Source organism: Enterobacter sp. E1, assembly GCF_016809815.1.
In the GTDB taxonomy this organism is placed as follows: Bacteria; Pseudomonadota; Gammaproteobacteria; order Enterobacterales; family Enterobacteriaceae; genus Enterobacter; species Enterobacter adelaidei.
This window is the reverse complement of record NZ_JAFBJM010000005.1, coordinates 185,284-202,045: the sequence shown is the minus strand read 5'-3', so window position 1 is coordinate 202,045 and position 16,762 is coordinate 185,284. Positions and strand designations below refer to the sequence as shown.

The following is a 16,762-nucleotide window of genomic DNA, read 5'->3' as shown; positions in this document are numbered from 1 at the left end:
AAATTCGTGCAGCGCAACACGCGCTGCGAGGGTTAAGCCTGGGCAGCCAGGCTCACTTCTTTTGCCACCCGTTCCGTCGCATCAGGGATGGCGGTCGCGCGCGCGCGTTCTGCCATCTCCAGTAATACGTCTCTGTTCCAGCCCGCCAGGGTGGTGGCGACCGCATCGGCGGTAAATTGTGGCTGCTCAAATATTTTTGCGGCACCCGCTTTCTCAAGCGGCAGCGCATTCCAGTACTGTTGTCTGTCTTTGTGCTGGAACGGCACAAACAGCGCGGGTAAACCGGCGGCGGCGATCTCGCTCACCGTCAGCGCGCCTGAGCGACAAACGACGACATCGGCCCAGGCGTATGCTGCTGCCATGTCATCAATAAACTCTGTAACGTTATGCTGCGACTGCCCCGCCTCGGCGTAAGCCTGCTCAACGGTCTGCTGAGCACCTTTTCCGCTCTGGTGCCAGATGGTAACGGCATCCCCCAGCTTTGCAGCAACCTGCGGCATCGTCTGGTTTAAGATGCGCGCGCCCTGAGAACCGCCGACGACCAGCACACGAACCGGCCCTTCACGGCCCGTCAGGCGAGCATCCGGCAGCGGCAGTGCCAGCACATCCACACGAACCGGGTTACCCACGACGTCCGCTTTCGGGAACGCGCCGGGAAACGCCTGCATGACTTTGGTGGCAATTTTCGCCAGCCATTTGTTAGTCAGGCCGGCAATTCCGTTCTGCTCATGCAATACGACAGGGATACCTAACGACCATGCAGCCAGCCCGCCAGGACCAGACACATAACCGCCCATGCCCAGTACCACATCCGGCTTAAAGCGCTTCATGATGGTACGCGCCTGACGCCAGGCGTTAAAAATCCGCACCGGCGCCAGGAGTAGCGCCTTGATACCTTTGCCACGCAGGCCAGAAATACGAATAAAGTCGATCTCGATCCCGTGCTTCGGCACCAGATCGGCTTCCATGCGGTCTGCGGTTCCAAGCCAGCGAACCTGCCAGCCCTGATCCATTAAATGGTGCGCAACCGCCAGCCCCGGGAACACATGCCCCCCGGTACCGCCTGCCATCACCATTAACCGCTTCGGTTGATTCATCGTGAACCTCGTGTAAACGCCTGGGCTTTCTCCAGACGCGTCTCATAATCTATGCGTAACAAAAACATGATGGCTGTCGACATGATCAACAGACTCGAACCACCATAACTGATCAACGGCAACGTCAGGCCTTTGGTCGGCAGCATACCTGCTGCGGCCCCGACGTTAACCAATGCCTGGAAACTAAACCAGATACCAATTGAGCAGGCTAAGAAACCTGAGAAACGGTGATCGATTTCCAGCGCTTTTCGGCCAATAGACATGGCGCGGAAAGCGACGAAGAATACCATTAATAGCGCTAATACCACACCGATATAACCCAGTTCTTCCGCAATAATGGAGAAGATGAAGTCAGTATGCGCTTCCGGTAAATACTCCAGCTTTTGAACGGAATTGCCCAGGCCTTGCCCCCAGACCTCACCACGTCCAAAGGCCATCAACGACTGAGTCAGCTGATAACCGCTGCCGAACGGGTCTTCCCACGGGTTCCAGAAGGATGTCACACGGCGGATACGATAAGGCTCGGCGAGGATCAGCAGCACGACCGCCGAAATCCCCATGCCGATGATGGCGATGAACTGCCACAGCTTTGCGCCCGCCAGGAACAGCATGGCGAGGGTGGTAACAAACAGTACAACAACGGTACCCAGGTCAGGCTGCGCCAGCAGTAATACCGCCAGCACCAGAATCACGCCCATCGGTTTTAAGAAGCCGCGCAGATTGTTACGCACTTCATCCACTTTACGCACCAGGTAGTTAGCCAGGTAGCAGAACAGGGAGAGCTTGGTAAATTCCGCAGGCTGAATACGCAGCGGGCCAAAGGCAATCCAGCGCGATGCCCCGTTTACGGAGCTCCCCACCACCAGAACGATCAGCAGCATGATGATCGAAGCAATCAGCATTGCCGTACTGTGCCGCTGCCAGAACTCCATCGGCAGACGTAAAGTCACCAACGCCAGGCAGAATGCCAGGATGATGTACAGACCATCACGCTTGGCAAACAGGAAAGGATCGTTCGCCAGACGCTGTCCAACAGGCATTGAGGCCGATGTCACCATAATAAAACCGACAGCTGCCAGCCCCAGCGTGAGCCAGAACAGCGTGCGATCGTACATGATCAGGCTGTCGTTATCTTTTTGACGAGAGCCCATCACCCAGCCTTTCAGTGCCGCAAACAACCACACCAGGATCCCAAATCCTGGCAGGCGCGGTATTCTCAGGCGAGGGAGAGATAAACGCATCAGCCTAACTCCTTCGCCAGGCGGGTAAAGACATCACCACGCTGTTCGAAATTCTTGAATTGGTCAAGACTGGCGCACGCCGGAGAGAGCAGTACCATATCGCCAGGCTTCACACGTGGGGCAATCAGACGCATAGCCTGTTCCATGGTTTCGGTTTGCTCGGCGACCTCAGGGCGCAGTTCAGCCAGTTCACTGCCGTCACGACCAAAGCAGTAGAGACGAATGTTATCGCCAGTAAGATACTGCTTCAGGGAGGAGAAATCGGCTGACTTACCGTCGCCGCCCAACAGCAGATGCAGCATGCCGTCAACGTGCAGGCCGTTCAGCGCAGCCTCAGTGCTGCCCACATTGGTAGCTTTGGAGTCGTTAATCCAGCGAACGCCGTTATGCTCCAGCGCCAGCTGGAAACGATGCGCCAGACCGGAAAACGTGGTCAACGCTTTCAGGCTGGAAGAGCGCGGTAAACCTACCGCATCCGCCAGCGCCAGTGCTGCCAGGGCATTGGTATAGTTATGCTGACCGGAGAGTTTCATCTCTTTGACGTTCAGCACTTTCTCACCTTTTACCCGCAGCCAGGTTTCCCCTTGCTGACGGTTAAGGTGGTAATCCCCCATGGTGATGCCAAAGCTAATACAGCGATCGTCTGCGCCACGCACCGGCATGGTCAGCGCGTCATCGGCGTTAACAACGCAGACTTTGGCATTTTCATAAACGCGGAGCTTGGCGGCACGGTACTGCTGCAGACCAAATGGATACCTGTCCATATGATCTTCGGTCACGTTAAGGATTGTCGCAGCCGCAGCATGCAGGCTGGAGGTCGTTTCCAGCTGGAAGCTGGAAAGCTCGAGGACATATAGTTCACAGCCTTTGTCCAGCAGCATCAGCGCTGGCAGGCCGATATTACCGCCTACCCCTACGTTCATGCCTGCAGCTTTCGCCATCTCACCCACCAGCGTGGTTACGGTGCTTTTGCCGTTAGAACCGGTAATGGCAATAACCGGTGCCTGTGCTTCGCGGCAGAACAGTTCGATATCGCCGACAATCTCAACGCCAGCATCAGCAGCAGCGCTCAGTGACGGATGCGCCAGCGCCATACCCGGGCTTGCGACAATCAGATCGGCTGCCAGCAACCAGTCATCATTCAGACCACCAAGGTGGCGTTCAACCTGTTCCGGCAGCTTGTCCAGACCCGGCGGGGAGACACGCGTATCCATCACGCGTGGCGTCACGCCGCGTGCGAGGAAAAAGTCCACGCAGGAAAGGCCGGTAAGGCCCAACCCGATGATAACGACTTTTTTGCCCTGGTAATCTGCCATGATTAACGTACCTTCAGCGTTGCCAGGCCAATCAGTACCAGCATCAGCGAAATAATCCAGAAGCGCACAATGACGCGCGGTTCCGGCCAGCCTTTCAGTTCATAGTGGTGGTGGATCGGTGCCATACGGAAGATGCGCTGACCACGCAGCTTGAAGGAACCGACCTGCAAAATCACCGACAGGGTTTCAACCACAAACACCCCCCCCATGATCACCAGCAGGAACTCCTGACGCAGCAGAACGGCAATGATGCCGAGCGCACCGCCCAAAGCCAGGGAACCAACATCACCCATAAAGACCTGCGCCGGGTAGGTGTTGAACCACAGGAAGCCCAGTCCCGCACCGACGATCGCCGTACAGACGATCACCAGCTCACCCGCGTGTCGCAGATAAGGAATGTGCAAATAGTTGGCAAAGTTCATGTTACCGGTCGCCCACGCTACCAGCGCAAAACCCGCGGCCACGAAGACGGTTGGCATAATCGCCAGACCATCCAGTCCATCGGTCAGGTTGACGGCATTACCGGTACCAACAATGACGAAATACGCCAGCAGGATGTAGAACAACCCAAGTTGCGGCATCACGTCTTTAAAGAACGGAACCACCAGCTCGGTGGCCGGTGTGTCTTTTCCAGCCAGGTACAGCGCAAAGGCCACGCCCAGCGCAATCACTGACATCCAGAAGTACTTCCAGCGGGCGATCAGGCCCTTGGTGTCTTTACGCACCACTTTGCGGTAGTCATCGACAAAGCCAATAATGCCGTAGCCAACCAGGACGGTCAGTACACACCAGACATATGGGTTGGACGGGTACGCCCACAGCAATACTGACACCACAATGGCGGTCAGGATCATGATCCCACCCATGGTAGGGGTACCACGTTTGCTGAAGTGCGACTCCGGACCATCGTTACGCACGACCTGGCCAAAAGAGAGTTTTTGCAGACGGGCAATCATGCGCGGGCCCATCCACAATGAGATGAACAGCGCAGTCAGCAGGCTGACAATGGCGCGAAACGTCAGATAGGAAAAGACGTTAAAGCCTGAGTAATATTTGACCAAATGCTCGGCCAGCCAAACTAACATGTCCCGTTCTCCTGTAATGCGTGCACAACCTCTTCCATGGCGGCACTACGTGAACCTTTCACAAGTACTGTCACAATTTGTTTTTCTGCAATCAACGCGTTGAGGCGTTTAATCAACGCAGCTTTATCGGCAAAATGCTCGCCAACGCCGCTGGCCTGGCTAATCGCCTGGCTCAGTTTTCCTGCGCTCAATACGCAGTCCAGTCCCGCCGCTTTCGCCGCTTCACCGACCTGGGTGTGGCAGGCTTCGCTTTCGTCGCCCAGCTCAGCCATATCACCCACTACCATGATGCGGTAGCCCGGCATCTCAGACAGCACCTGCACCGCCGCCGTCATCGAACCGACATTCGCGTTGTAGGAGTCATCCAGCAACAGTTTGTTGTCAGCAAGCTGGATAGGGAACAAGCGTCCCGGTACGGCTTTTAAATGTGCCAGCCCGGTTTTAATCGCTTCATGCGAAGCACCTACCGCTGTCGACAATGCCGCCGCCGCAAGTGCATTGGCGATATTATGGCGACCCGGCAGTGGCAGCAGAACATCGACGCCCCCGGTTGGGGTAGTGAGCGTGAATTCCGTGCCATGCGACGTCACATGAATATTGGTTGCGGTAAAATCACTGTTGGCCGCATTCGGCGAGAAGCGCCAGGTTTTACGCGAGCCAATAATGCTCTGCCAGTTCAGCCAGTCATTGTTGTCGGCATTCATAATGGCAATGCCGTCAACAGGCAGTCCGGTATAAATCTCACCTTTCGCTTTCGCCACACCTTCCAGCGAGCCAAAGCCTTCCAGATGCGCAGCCGCCAGGTTATTCACCAGCGCCGCTTCCGGGCGAGTCAAACTCACGGTCCAGGCAATTTCACCCTGGTGGTTTGCCCCCAGCTCGATAACAGCAAATTCGTGCTCTTTGGTCAGGCGAAGTAATGTCATCGGCACGCCGACGTCATTATTGAGGTTGCCTGCGGTATAAAGCGTATTTCCGCACTGACTTAGAATGGCTGCGGTCATTTCTTTCACGGACGTTTTGCCAGAGGACCCGGTCAGGGCCACGACACGAGTAGGGACTTGCTGTCGCACCCATGCCGCCAGCTCGCCAAAAGCGAGACGCGTATCCTTCACCACAATCTGCGGCAGATCGACAGCCAGTTTACGGCTAACCAGCAGCGCACCAGCGCCATTTTCTTTGGCCTGCTGTGCAAAATCATGCGCGTCAAAACGCTCACCTTTTAGCGCCACAAACAGACAACCTGCAGTGACTTTGCGGGTGTCGGTCGTCACGGCGTCAATGGTCAGATCCTGACCCAGCAATTCGCCGTGCAGTACCGTAGCAGCCTGACTTAACGTGATGCTAATCATGCCACCACTCCCAGCAGACGTGCTGCCGTTACGCGGTCCGAGTAGTCCAGACGACGATTGCCAACAATCTGATAATCTTCATGGCCTTTACCGGCCAGCAGCACCACGTCATTTTCCTGCGCCTGCATGATGGTGTTCGTTACCGCTTCGGCACGACCTTCAACAACACGCGCACGACCTGCGTCCAGCATACCAGCCAGAATATCGTTGATAATGGCGCGCGGCTCTTCGGTACGCGGGTTGTCATCGGTTACGACAGGAATATCCGCGAATTGCTCAGCAATGGCACCCATCAACGGACGTTTGCCTTTGTCGCGATCGCCGCCGCAGCCAAACACGCACCAGAGTTTACCGGCACAGTGCAGGCGCGCCGCTTCCAGCGCTTTTTCCAGCGCATCCGGCGTGTGGGCATAATCAACGACCACGGTCGGTTTACCTGGCGCGCTAAACACTTCCATGCGGCCACAAACCGGCTGCAGACGTTCGGCAGTTTTCAGCAGTTCAGCCATCGGATAGCCCAGCGCCAGTAATGTTGCCAGGGCCAGCAGCAGGTTGCTGACGTTAAACGCCCCCATCAGGCGGCTTTCAATTTCCCCTTCACCCCAGGAAGAGGTAAAGCGGATGGTGGCACCGCTATCGTGGTAGTTCACCTTAACGGCCTTCAACCAGCGACCATGGCAGTTGGGGTTAATATGATCTTCCATTGACACCGCAACCGCATCCGGCAGCTTCGCCAGCCAGCGACGACCTACTTCGTCGTCGGCGTTGATGATGGCTTGACCACAATGATGCGTGGAGTAGAGCAGCCATTTTGCGGCTTCGTAATGCTCCATATCACCATGATAATCGAGGTGATCGCGGCTCAGGTTAGTGAACACAGAGGCTGCAAATTTCAACGCCGCCACACGGTGCTGTACCAGTCCATGCGAAGAAACTTCCATTGCAGCAAAGGTTGCCCCCTGCTCTGCCAGACCAGCAAGGACATGCTGTACATCAACCGCTGATCCGGTGGTATTTTCCGTCGGGCTCACTTTGCCCATCAGGCCATTGCCTACGGTCCCCATCACCGCACCGGTTTCACCCAACAGTTGCGCCCATTGCGCCATGAGTTGTGTGGTGGTGGTTTTTCCGTTTGTTCCCGTCACGCCAACCAGACGTAATTGGTCGGAAGGTTCGTGGTAGAAACGCCCCGCCAGCGCGGAAAGACGCTCATTTAACTGGCTGAGATAGATAACCGGCACCCCGTGCATCTCACGGATCTCACCGTCGGTTGCCTCATCTTTGGCCTCAGCAATAATGGCAGCAACACCTTGCGCAATCGCCTGCGGGATATAACGACGCCCGTCCGCCTGATGACCGACCACCGCCACAAAAAGATCGCCAGATGCAGCCACGCGGCTGTCCAGTACCATTTCTCGCAGTGCTCGCTCCGGTGCATTTGGCACCCACGGAGCGAGAAGGTCGCGCAAATTACGATCTGCCACCTGTACCCTCGCCTTGATTAATTACAAATTCACTTTTTTCGCCCGTCGCCAGCGCATCCGGTTCGATATTCATGGTGCGCAATACGCCGCCCATAATAGCCCCGAACACAGGCGCGGAGACGGCGCCGCCGTAGTATTTACCCGCCTGTGGATCGTTAATGACGACCACCAGCGCAAAACGCGGATTGCTTGCAGGCGCAACGCCTGCGGTGTAGGCAATGTATTTGTTGATATAGCGGCCGTCTGGCCCCACTTTTTTCGCCGTACCGGTTTTTATGGCGATACGATAGCCTTTGATCGCCGCTTTTACGCCACCGCCACCAGGCAGTGCCACGCTTTCCATCATATGCACAACGGTACGAACGATAGATTCCGGGAAGATTCTCTCTCCAGGAACCGGTGGATCAACTTTGGTAATCGACAGCGGACGATAAACGCCGTAGCTGCCAATCGTTGCGTAGACTCGCGCTAACTGTAACGGGGTTACCATTAGCCCGTAGCCGAAAGAGAAGGTGGCCCTCTCTATGTCAGACCACCGTTGTTTTTGAGGATATAAGCCACTGCGTTCTCCGACCAACCCCAAATTGGTCGCCTTTCCCAGTCCAAAACGTGAGTAAGTCTCTACTAACGCTGAGGACGGCATCGCTAACGCCAGCTTTGAAACACCGACGTTACTCGACTTCTGTAACACCCCGGTCAGGGTTAATTCGCTGTAGCGTGCCACGTCTTTAATCTCGTGGCCGTTAATACGGTAAGGGATCGTGTTCAGAACCGTGTTTTCATTGACGATGCCTCGCTGCAGCGCCGTCATCACCACCATCGGTTTTACCGTCGAGCCCGGCTCGAACACGTCGGTGATCGCCCGGTTACGCATCGCGTCTTTTGCGGTGCCGGTAAAGTTGTTCGGGTTATAGGATGGACTGTTGGCCATCGCCAGCACTTCGCCCGTGCTGACATCCACCAGCACGGCGCTACCTGACTCCGCTTTGTTGAAAGCCACAGCATTGTTCAGCTCGCGGTAGACCAGCGCCTGCAAGCGCTCATCAATACTCAGCGCCAGGTTGTGTGCCGCCTGGCTGTCCGTGGACGAGATATCTTCGATCACGCGACCATAGCGGTCTTTACGCACGATTCGCTCGCCCGGCTGGCCGGTGAGCCACTTATCGAAACTTTTTTCAACGCCCTCAATCCCCTGGCTATCGACGTTAGTGAAGCCAATGAGGTGAGCAGTTACTTCGCCGGAAGGGTAATAACGGCGGGATTCCTCACGAAGATGAATGCCCGGCAGCTTCAGTTTGCGAATGTAGTCAGCCATGTCAGGGTTCACCTGACGCGCCAGATAGATAAAACGCCCTTTCGGGTTAGCGTTGACGCGGGAGGCAAGCTGGTCCAGCGGCATTTTCAGAGCATCGGAGAGCGCTTTCCAGCGGTTATCGAGGGTAATCCCCCCGGCATCGTGCAGCTCTTTCGGGTCAGCCCAGATCGCTTTGACCGGCACACTCACCGCCAACGGACGACCTGAGCGGTCAGTGATCATCCCGCGGGAAGTCGAGACCTCCTGGACACGCAGAGAGCGCATATCGCCCTGACGTACCAGCATGTCAGGCGCGACGATTTGTAACCATGCCACGCGTCCCAGCAGAAAACCCAGTGCCAGTAAAATGCAGCCGCAAAGCAACGCAAAACGCCAACTGACAAAGTTGGCCTGTTCTTCCTGACGTTTTGGTTTTAGCGTTTTTGCCGCTGCTTTCATGCGTCGCGTTTTCCCTTATTTTTGTACTACGATATTTTCCTGGGAAGGATCAACATGCTGCAGTTGCAGCTTTTCCGTTGCGATCCGTTCAACCCGGCTGTGATCGCCGAGCGCGTTTTCTTCAAGGATCAGATTTCGCCATTCAATATCCAGCGCATCGCGTTCCAGTACCATCTGCTCGCGCTGCGCAGTTAATAAACGAGTGTGGTGGGCTGTGGTGACCACCGTTACTGCCGTCACAATGATGCAAATGAACAAGCAGAGTGGCAGCTTCCCAAACCGCAAAAGATCGTCGCCGATCACGCCAGGCAAGGCATGGCGCTCGTTGCTTCCTAACGAATCCTTAACTTTGCTTAGGGTCTCTGTCACTCTGCTGATCATGCGTTCGTCCTCTCTGCAACACGCAGCACTGAACTACGGGCACGTGGATTCTCTGCCACCTCTTCTTCGCCCGGCATCAACTTGCCTAATGCTCGCAACTGACGGCCACCCAGCTTCCTGAGTTGTTCTTCCGTCATCGGCAGCCCCGCTGGGACTTGTGGACCGCGGCTTTGTTCACGCATAAAGCGTTTCACAATACGGTCTTCCAGCGAATGGAAGCTGATGATGGATAACCGCCCACCCGGGGCCAGCACGTCGAGCGAGCTTTTTAGCGCCAGCTCTATTTCCTCCAGTTCACTGTTTACCCAGATGCGAACCGCCTGGAAGGTACGGGTCGCGGGATGTTTGTGTTTATCCTTCACCGGTGTCGCCGCCGCGATCACCTCGGCCAGCTCTTTAGTGCGGGTCATTGGCTCAATGCGGTTGCGTTCAACAATGGCGCGCGCAATACGTTTGCCAAAGCGCTCCTCGCCGAAGGTTTTGATTACCCATGCAATATCGGCTTCGTCAGCAGTCTGTAACCACTCAGCGGCAGATTGGCCACGAGTCGGGTCCATACGCATGTCCAGCGGACCATCACGCATAAAGGAAAAGCCACGCTCAGCGTCATCAAGCTGTGGTGAAGAGACGCCAAGATCGAGAAGAATCCCGTCGATCTTGCCCGTCAGGCCGCGCTCAGCAACATATTCCGCGAGCGCAGAGAAAGGTCCATGCACGATGGAAAAGCGTGGGTCATCGATGGTTTGCGCCACGGCAATCGCCTGCGGATCGCGATCGATTGCCAGCAGACGTCCTTCCGCTCCAAGTTGGGAGAGGATCAAACGCGAATGGCCACCGCGACCAAAAGTGCCATCAATGTAGATGCCATCCGGACGAATATTCAGGCCGTTAACGGCCTCGTCCAGTAACACCGTTGTATGTTTATAATTTTCCATCATATTTATAGAGACAAGTCCTGCAGCCGTTCCGATAATGTTGCAGAATCAGACTGCTCAGCGTCGATATCTTCCTTGACCTGTTGATACCAGGTCGTTTCGTCCCACAGTTCAAACTTGTTGAACTGCCCGACCAGCATCACTTCTTTGGTCAGACCGGCATGTTGCCGCAACACAGGTGCAATCAGTAATCGCCCTGCGTTATCCATCTGACACTCACTCGCATGTCCCAATAACAACCGCTGCACGCGGCGTTCCTGCGGGTTCATGCTCGACAGTCGCGACAGCTTTTGCTCAATAATTTCCCATTCAGGCAAGGGGTAAAGCAGCAGGCAGGGGGAGTTAATGTCAATGGTGCAAACCATTTGACCCGCAGCGTTCTCAATCAGCTGGTCGCGGTATCGGGTTGGTACCGATAAACGCCCTTTGCTGTCGAGATTGACTAACGTAGCTCCACGGAACATGCCAGTCTCACCCCTCCTCACCACTTTAACCCACAAATTCCCACCTAAAGGAGTTTACGGAGCGAGGGAAAAGCTTGTCAAGCCAGGACTCTCCCTGTAAGGACTCAAATGCCCTCTATTTACAGAGTTAAACAGTCCTGGTTAATAACTGCACAACTGGCGAGGCAAAATTAACGTTATGAATATTTGTAAGAAAAAAACCGAATATGCACACGAGCGTTAAGACTCACTCAATATCATCGCAGATAAATATAAAGTGTCAGTTTGCGACGCGGGCAGCATTTTATGACAGATTCTCAGGGGATAACAGCGCCAGATTCATCACCGCGCTCGATAAGCACGGCGGCTGGCATGCAAGCGGACACAGGAGAAGGAAAAACGTCTGAATATTCATCGACCGAATAGGCTTTGTAACAAAACAATACAAAAATAGGTGCTTAAACCCGCTTAAAAGTTCTTTGACGCTCATTTTAAAAGTCAAAATGAATTAAGAGAAATAGCCGATTATGATTCCTAAGGAATTATCCTAATTTCTGTCAGGGAATTATCTCTGCGAATTATTACAACAAAATGGGGCAGATTTCGCCGCCCCAGTCATTTCATTTGTTGCGGCTTAAAATTCCGCGATGGTAGAGATTACGTTTGATACGAGTCAGGCCCGGCTTCGGTTTCCGCGGCTCATCCAGGCTCGCCAGCACAATCTCCAGTACACGTTCAGCCACATCACGATGACGTTGCGCCACCGCCAGCACCGGGCACTGGAGGAAATCGAGCAGTTCGTTATCACCGAAAGTGGCAATGGCCAGGTCTGATGGCAGCTTACCTTCCCGACGTAAGGTCACATCCATTACACCTTGCAGAAGAGCAAACGAGGTGGTGAACAATGCCTGAGGCATCGGGTGCGTCTCCAGCCATTTCTCGAACAGCTGCGCGGCTGCTTCACGTTCATAGCTGTTAGCATAGAGATAGTGAACCTCACGCGGATCGTCTTTCCAGGCGGTCCTGAATCCCTGTTCACGGAGGAAGCTCACAGACAGCTCCGGCAGCGCGCCAAGATAAAGCACGGTTTCAGCCGGAAAGGTTCTTAGCTCTGCAGCCAGCATTTCCGCATCATCCTGATCGGCTCCCACAACACTGGTGAAGTGTTCGCGATCCAGGGCGCGATCCAGCGCAACAATCGGGAACGAATCGTTAGCCCAGCGCTGATAAAACGGATGCTCTGGTGGCAAAGAGGTCGAAACGATGATGGCATCCACCTGACGCTGGAGCAGGTGCTCAATGCAGCGCATCTCGTTGTCGGGCTGGTCTTCCGAGCAGGCAATCAACAATTGATAACCACGCTGGCGAGCCTGACGTTCAAGATAGTTAGCGATACGGGTGTAGCTGGTGTTTTCCAGATCCGGGATCACCAGACCAATAGAGCGGGTGCGCCCGGCACGCAAACCGGCTGCGACAGCATTCGGATGGTAGTTATGTTCACGAACCACCGCCATAACTTTTTCAACGGTCTTATCGCTGACACGGTACTGCTTTGCTTTACCGTTAATCACATAGCTGGCCGTTGTTCGTGACACGCCGGCTAGCCGGGCGATTTCATCCAGTTTCACAATTGCCCCTTAAAAAAAGAAAAGAGTCCATGGCCCTGTCAAGGTTATGGTTAAATCTTTTAACATCTAAACGCAGAAAAGCCTTCGCGGCAACCGCTTTTATCTGCGTTGTCGGCTGATTACGCAAAAAAAAGCCCGGCTTTGGTGACCGGGCTGAAAGAGGCGAACCTTTTTGACAACTAACGCATGATTTTCTCGCCGCGTGACAGGCCAACCACGCCCGATCTCGCGACCTCAACAATTTTTGCTACATCCCGCACGGACGCCAGGAAAGCATCCAGCTTGTCACTTGTACCGACCAGTTGAACCGTATAGAGGGAAGGCGTGACGTCGATAATCTGCCCACGGAAGATATCCGCACTGCGTTTGACCTCCTCACGTCCGTAGCCGGTGGCCTGGATTTTCACCAGCATGACCTCACGCTCAACATAGGCCCCCTGGCCCAGCTCGCTCACGCGCAGTACATCAACCAGCTTATGCAGTTGCTTCTCAATTTGCTCAAGCACTTTGGCATCGCCGACGGTTTGAATGGTCATCCGCGACAGCGTCGGATCGTCCGTCGGTGCAACGGTCAGGCTTTCAATGTTATAGCCGCGCTGCGCAAATAGCCCAATGACGCGCGACAGTGCGCCAGACTCGTTTTCCAGTAACACAGATAATATCCGGCGCATATCAGGTTCTCTCCGTTTTGCTTAACCACATTTCATCCATACCACCACCGCGAATATGCATCGGATAAACGTGCTCGGTCCCATCAACAATCACATCCATAAAGACGAGGCGGTTGTTTTTAACGTGTTCAAGCGCTTCAGCGAGCTTCGTTTCCAGCTCAGCTGGATCTGTCACCCGCATGCCAACGTGACCGTAAGCTTCAGCAAGACGAACAAAATCCGGCAGCGATTTCATATATGACTGTGAATGGCGGCCTGAATAGATCATATCCTGCCACTGTTTGACCATACCCAGGTAGCCGTTATTCAGGTTCAGCACGAGAACCGGCAGTTCATACTGCAGCGCGGTAGACAACTCCTGAATGTTCATCTGGATACTGCCGTCCCCGGTTACGCAGACGACGGTTTCATTCGGCAGTGCCAGCTTCACGCCCAGCGCCGCAGGTAGACCAAAGCCCATCGTTCCTAAGCCGCCCGAGTTGATCCAGTGTCGCGGTTTATCAAACGGGTAATACAGGGCGGCAAACATCTGGTGCTGCCCCACGTCTGAGGTCACGTAAGCCTCACCTTTCGTCAGTCGCCACACCGCTTCGATAACCGCCTGCGGCTTAATGTTTTCGCTTTGCGTGTCATATTTCAGACACTGGCGCGCACGCCACCGATCAATCTGCTGCCACCAGTCACGGATCTCATCCAGCGGCTGGGTAGCGTTCTCCTGGGCCAGCAGATCCAGCATTTGCTCCAGAACCTGACGAGCATCACCGACGATCGGCACATCCGCCGACACCGTTTTTGAAATTGACGTCGGATCGATATCAATATGCAGCACGGTGGCATTCGGACAATACTTCGCCAGATTGTTGGTAGTACGATCGTCAAAGCGCACCCCGACCGCAAAGATCACGTCAGAATGATGCATAGTCATGTTGGCTTCATAGGTACCGTGCATACCCAGCATTCCCAGCGCCTGAGGGTGGGTGGCCGGGAATGCCCCAAGCCCCATCAGCGACGACGCTACAGGAAGGTTAAGCTTTTCAATCAGTTCGCGAAGCTGTACTTCGCAGGCAGAATTGATCGCCCCGCCGCCGACATAAACCACCGGTTTTTTGGCCGCCAGAAGCGTTTGCAACGCTCGCTTGATCTGACCTTTATGCCCCTGCGTTGTTGGGTTATAAGAGCGCATGCTGACCGATTCTGGCCAGACATAAGGCAGCTTGTTTGCAGGGTTCAGAATATCTTTAGGCAGATCGACCACCACCGGTCCCGGACGCCCGCTTGCCGCTAGCCAGAAGGCCTTTTTCAGGATGCCAGGAATGTCTTCGGTTTGCTTTACCAGGAAGCTGTGCTTCACAACGGGACGCGAAATCCCCACCATGTCGCACTCCTGAAACGCATCGTAGCCGATCAGTGAGGTCGCCACCTGCCCGGAGAGGATCACCAGCGGGATAGAGTCCATATACGCCGTTGCAATACCGGTGATGGCGTTAGTTGCACCAGGACCTGACGTGACTAAGACCACGCCCACTTCACCCGTCGCACGTGCCAGGCCGTCAGCCATGTGTACTGCCGCCTGCTCGTGGCGTACCAGAACATGGTCAATGCCACCTACCGTATGCAGCGCATCATAAATATCAAGGACTGCGCCGCCAGGGTAGCCGAACACTTGCTTCACGCCCTGATCGATAAGCGATCGCACGACCATTTCCGCGCCAGACAACATCTCCATGCTTTGCCTCCAGGCATTTTGTTATAGACGGACTGCCGAATTCATTTCCGCACCGTCTTACGATTGGGATGAACCAATCTTATATTTTGCAGAGTGATCCTTACCTTAACCGCTCGTTATGAGGCAGGCAATTAGCAAACCGGCAGAGAGAAGAGGTACTTAAAGCAGAAAAAACAGACATTGGGAGGCGATGTGGTCAATTCATCTGGCATTAGAGGATGCGATGATAAATCATCGCTAAAAAGCGCGATGATTTAGTAATTCATCTATTTTTGCGAGCCTGATAGCAGCCAAAAAAAATCACAACAGAATAAAATATCAATAATCAAAATGAAGTCAGGATAAATCACATATATCGATGCAATTTACCCTGATGCGTTTACCGGCGGCAAATGCTAATAAGCAACTCTTCCATCCACTGATGTCCTTTGTCACGCCCCGCAGCTTCATGCCAGGAAAGATAACAGGTACGGCTATTCAGCTTGAGCGGCAGTGGCAATATTTGCAGATTTAACGGGTCGGAAAACTCTTCTGCCAGCCAACGCGGCGCAATAGCGACCAGCTGAGTCTGTGAGACAACGTTTAATACGCTAACCATTGCCATCCCCTGATAAGCCACGCTGGCCTGTTTATCAACGGAGTCATACCACGGCAGACTAAAGGAAGCATATCTGTCGAGTGTTACAACGGCGTGCTGTTCACTATAAACATCACTTTCTCGTAGAGGAGAATTCAGCCGTGGGTGTTTTTTACTGGCAACTAAAACCATTTCATCCTTAAACAGCGGCACGCAGGAGAATTCAGGTCGACGGAATTCTTCATATCCCAGAACAAATTCCGTCTCCTGATAGCGTAACTGATGTTCTGTGTTTTGATTTAAGGATGACTTAAAAACAAGGTTGATATTCGGAGCAATTTCTTCAACCTTATTATAAATAATCGAGGTTAAATAATTATCTAATGGGCTACAGACACAAAGATGGAATACTCGCTCACTGCTTAAGGGTTCAAAGCCGGACCCCGGCAGCTCATTTTGAACCAGCTGTAATGCCTGCCGGATAGAACCGAATAACTGGAATGCGCGCGCCGTGGGTTGGATCCCGCGCCCATAACGAACAAATAATTCGTCGTTAAACATGACCTTAAGTCTGGCAACGGCATTACTCACGGCAGGTTGTGACATCCCCAGCGCTTGTGCCGCGCGGGTAATATTCTGTTCCTGCATGACAGCATCAAACACCGTCAGAAGATTAAGATCCACCGTGCGTAATTGCGGTTTAATCCCATCAGAAGTTTGAGGTTGTTTAATATTATTTTCTGGCACTTCAGACTCCACTGTCACGCTACACTCCCTTTGCCAAGGTACGATAATAATCCCGGAAAATATGATTTATCATGCAAATACGATTAGCAAAAGAGAATTATTTAAAATTCGGAATATATAAAGATGATGCAAAGACTAAAAAAACAAAAGATCGCAAAAATGATACACTTAACTTTATGCCAGGAATGAAACCATAAACCAAACCAATATACAATCACCATAAAGTTAATGATGACTTAAGTATTATTAAACTGTTAACGCCATTCATCTACAGTTGGTTAACAACCTGTTATCTCCATTGGCATTTAAACGGCATCAAAAACATT

14 protein-coding genes are annotated in these 16,762 nt (G+C 53.7%); all 14 read right to left on the bottom strand.

Going from position 1 to position 16,762, the window contains the following annotated elements; genetic code table 11:
* Positions 1-32: 32 nt before the first annotated feature.
* Positions 33-1,097, bottom strand: coding sequence for an undecaprenyldiphospho-muramoylpentapeptide beta-N-acetylglucosaminyltransferase (gene murG, locus JGF26_RS15170; RefSeq protein ID WP_049005271.1), 1,065 nt, complete (start codon positions 1,095-1,097; stop codon positions 33-35).
* Positions 1,094-2,338 (bottom strand): cell division protein FtsW, encoded by a 1,245-nt coding sequence (ftsW, locus tag JGF26_RS15165; RefSeq protein WP_134708293.1) that lies wholly within the window; start codon positions 2,336-2,338, stop codon positions 1,094-1,096. The genes murG and ftsW overlap by 4 nt, the downstream gene beginning before the upstream one ends.
* On the bottom strand, positions 2,338-3,654 hold the full coding sequence (gene murD / locus JGF26_RS15160) for a UDP-N-acetylmuramoyl-L-alanine--D-glutamate ligase (RefSeq protein ID WP_134708292.1): 1,317 nt from the start codon (positions 3,652-3,654) through the stop codon (positions 2,338-2,340). The genes ftsW and murD overlap by 1 nt, the downstream gene beginning before the upstream one ends.
* A gap of 2 nt (positions 3,655-3,656) precedes the next feature.
* Complete coding sequence (gene mraY, locus JGF26_RS15155; RefSeq protein WP_008501985.1) at positions 3,657-4,739, bottom strand: phospho-N-acetylmuramoyl-pentapeptide-transferase; 1,083 nt, start codon at positions 4,737-4,739, stop codon at positions 3,657-3,659.
* The gene (murF, locus tag JGF26_RS15150) at positions 4,733-6,091 is read right to left on the bottom strand and encodes a UDP-N-acetylmuramoyl-tripeptide--D-alanyl-D-alanine ligase (RefSeq protein WP_134708291.1); all 1,359 of its coding nucleotides are present in this window, start codon (positions 6,089-6,091) and stop codon (positions 4,733-4,735) included. Before murF ends, mraY begins: the two co-directional genes overlap by 7 nt.
* Positions 6,088-7,575, bottom strand: coding sequence for a UDP-N-acetylmuramoyl-L-alanyl-D-glutamate--2,6-diaminopimelate ligase (murE, locus tag JGF26_RS15145; RefSeq protein ID WP_028016679.1), 1,488 nt, complete (start codon positions 7,573-7,575; stop codon positions 6,088-6,090). The genes murF and murE overlap by 4 nt, the downstream gene beginning before the upstream one ends.
* The gene (locus JGF26_RS15140) at positions 7,562-9,328 is read right to left on the bottom strand and encodes a peptidoglycan glycosyltransferase FtsI (protein ID WP_028016678.1); all 1,767 of its coding nucleotides are present in this window, start codon (positions 9,326-9,328) and stop codon (positions 7,562-7,564) included. The genes murE and JGF26_RS15140 overlap by 14 nt, the downstream gene beginning before the upstream one ends.
* A gap of 15 nt (positions 9,329-9,343) precedes the next feature.
* On the bottom strand, positions 9,344-9,709 hold the full coding sequence (gene ftsL, locus JGF26_RS15135) for a cell division protein FtsL (RefSeq protein WP_014830643.1): 366 nt from the start codon (positions 9,707-9,709) through the stop codon (positions 9,344-9,346).
* Positions 9,706-10,647: a 16S rRNA (cytosine(1402)-N(4))-methyltransferase RsmH gene (rsmH, locus tag JGF26_RS15130; protein WP_028016677.1), complete on the bottom strand. Its 942-nt coding sequence runs from the start codon at positions 10,645-10,647 to the stop codon at positions 9,706-9,708. Before rsmH ends, ftsL begins: the two co-directional genes overlap by 4 nt.
* Positions 10,648-10,649: 2 nt before the next feature.
* Entirely contained in the window at positions 10,650-11,108 is a 459-nt protein-coding gene (gene mraZ / locus JGF26_RS15125) for a division/cell wall cluster transcriptional repressor MraZ (protein ID WP_021240528.1), read from the bottom strand.
* 599 nt (positions 11,109-11,707) lie between these two features.
* Entirely contained in the window at positions 11,708-12,715 is a 1,008-nt protein-coding gene (gene cra / locus JGF26_RS15120; protein ID WP_028016676.1) for a catabolite repressor/activator, read from the bottom strand.
* Between the two features lie 179 nt (positions 12,716-12,894).
* Positions 12,895-13,386 carry an acetolactate synthase small subunit gene (gene ilvN, locus JGF26_RS15115; RefSeq protein ID WP_028016675.1) on the bottom strand — a complete coding sequence of 164 codons (492 nt, stop codon included), beginning with the start codon at positions 13,384-13,386 and terminating at the stop codon, positions 12,895-12,897.
* 1 nt (position 13,387) lies between these two features.
* The gene (gene ilvI, locus JGF26_RS15110) at positions 13,388-15,112 is read right to left on the bottom strand and encodes an acetolactate synthase 3 large subunit (RefSeq protein ID WP_028016674.1); all 1,725 of its coding nucleotides are present in this window, start codon (positions 15,110-15,112) and stop codon (positions 13,388-13,390) included.
* 379 nt (positions 15,113-15,491) lie between these two features.
* A complete protein-coding gene (gene leuO, locus JGF26_RS15105) occupies positions 15,492-16,454 on the bottom strand; it encodes a transcriptional regulator LeuO (protein ID WP_276321488.1) in 963 nt (320 codons plus the stop codon).
* Between the last annotated feature and the right edge of the window lie 308 nt (positions 16,455-16,762).

Excerpts from the sequence above, each read along its gene's own strand:
- murF (WP_134708291.1), bottom strand. The coding sequence starts at position 6,091 with ATGATTAGCATCACGTTAAGTCAGGCTGCTACGGTACTGCACGGCGAA.
- ftsL (WP_014830643.1), bottom strand. The coding sequence starts at position 9,709 with ATGATCAGCAGAGTGACAGAGACCCTAAGCAAAGTTAAGGATTCGTTA.
- murD (WP_134708292.1), bottom strand. The coding sequence starts at position 3,654 with ATGGCAGATTACCAGGGCAAAAAAGTCGTTATCATCGGGTTGGGCCTT.
- ilvN (WP_028016675.1), bottom strand. The coding sequence starts at position 13,386 with ATGCGCCGGATATTATCTGTGTTACTGGAAAACGAGTCTGGCGCACTG.
- ilvI (WP_028016674.1), bottom strand. The coding sequence starts at position 15,112 with ATGGAGATGTTGTCTGGCGCGGAAATGGTCGTGCGATCGCTTATCGAT.
- mraY (WP_008501985.1), bottom strand. The coding sequence starts at position 4,739 with ATGTTAGTTTGGCTGGCCGAGCATTTGGTCAAATATTACTCAGGCTTT.
- ftsW (WP_134708293.1), bottom strand. The coding sequence starts at position 2,338 with ATGCGTTTATCTCTCCCTCGCCTGAGAATACCGCGCCTGCCAGGATTT.
- rsmH (WP_028016677.1), bottom strand. The coding sequence starts at position 10,647 with ATGATGGAAAATTATAAACATACAACGGTGTTACTGGACGAGGCCGTT.
- murG (WP_049005271.1), bottom strand. The coding sequence starts at position 1,097 with ATGAATCAACCGAAGCGGTTAATGGTGATGGCAGGCGGTACCGGGGGG.
- JGF26_RS15140 (WP_028016678.1), bottom strand. The coding sequence starts at position 9,328 with ATGAAAGCAGCGGCAAAAACGCTAAAACCAAAACGTCAGGAAGAACAG.
- mraZ (WP_021240528.1), bottom strand. The coding sequence starts at position 11,108 with ATGTTCCGTGGAGCTACGTTAGTCAATCTCGACAGCAAAGGGCGTTTA.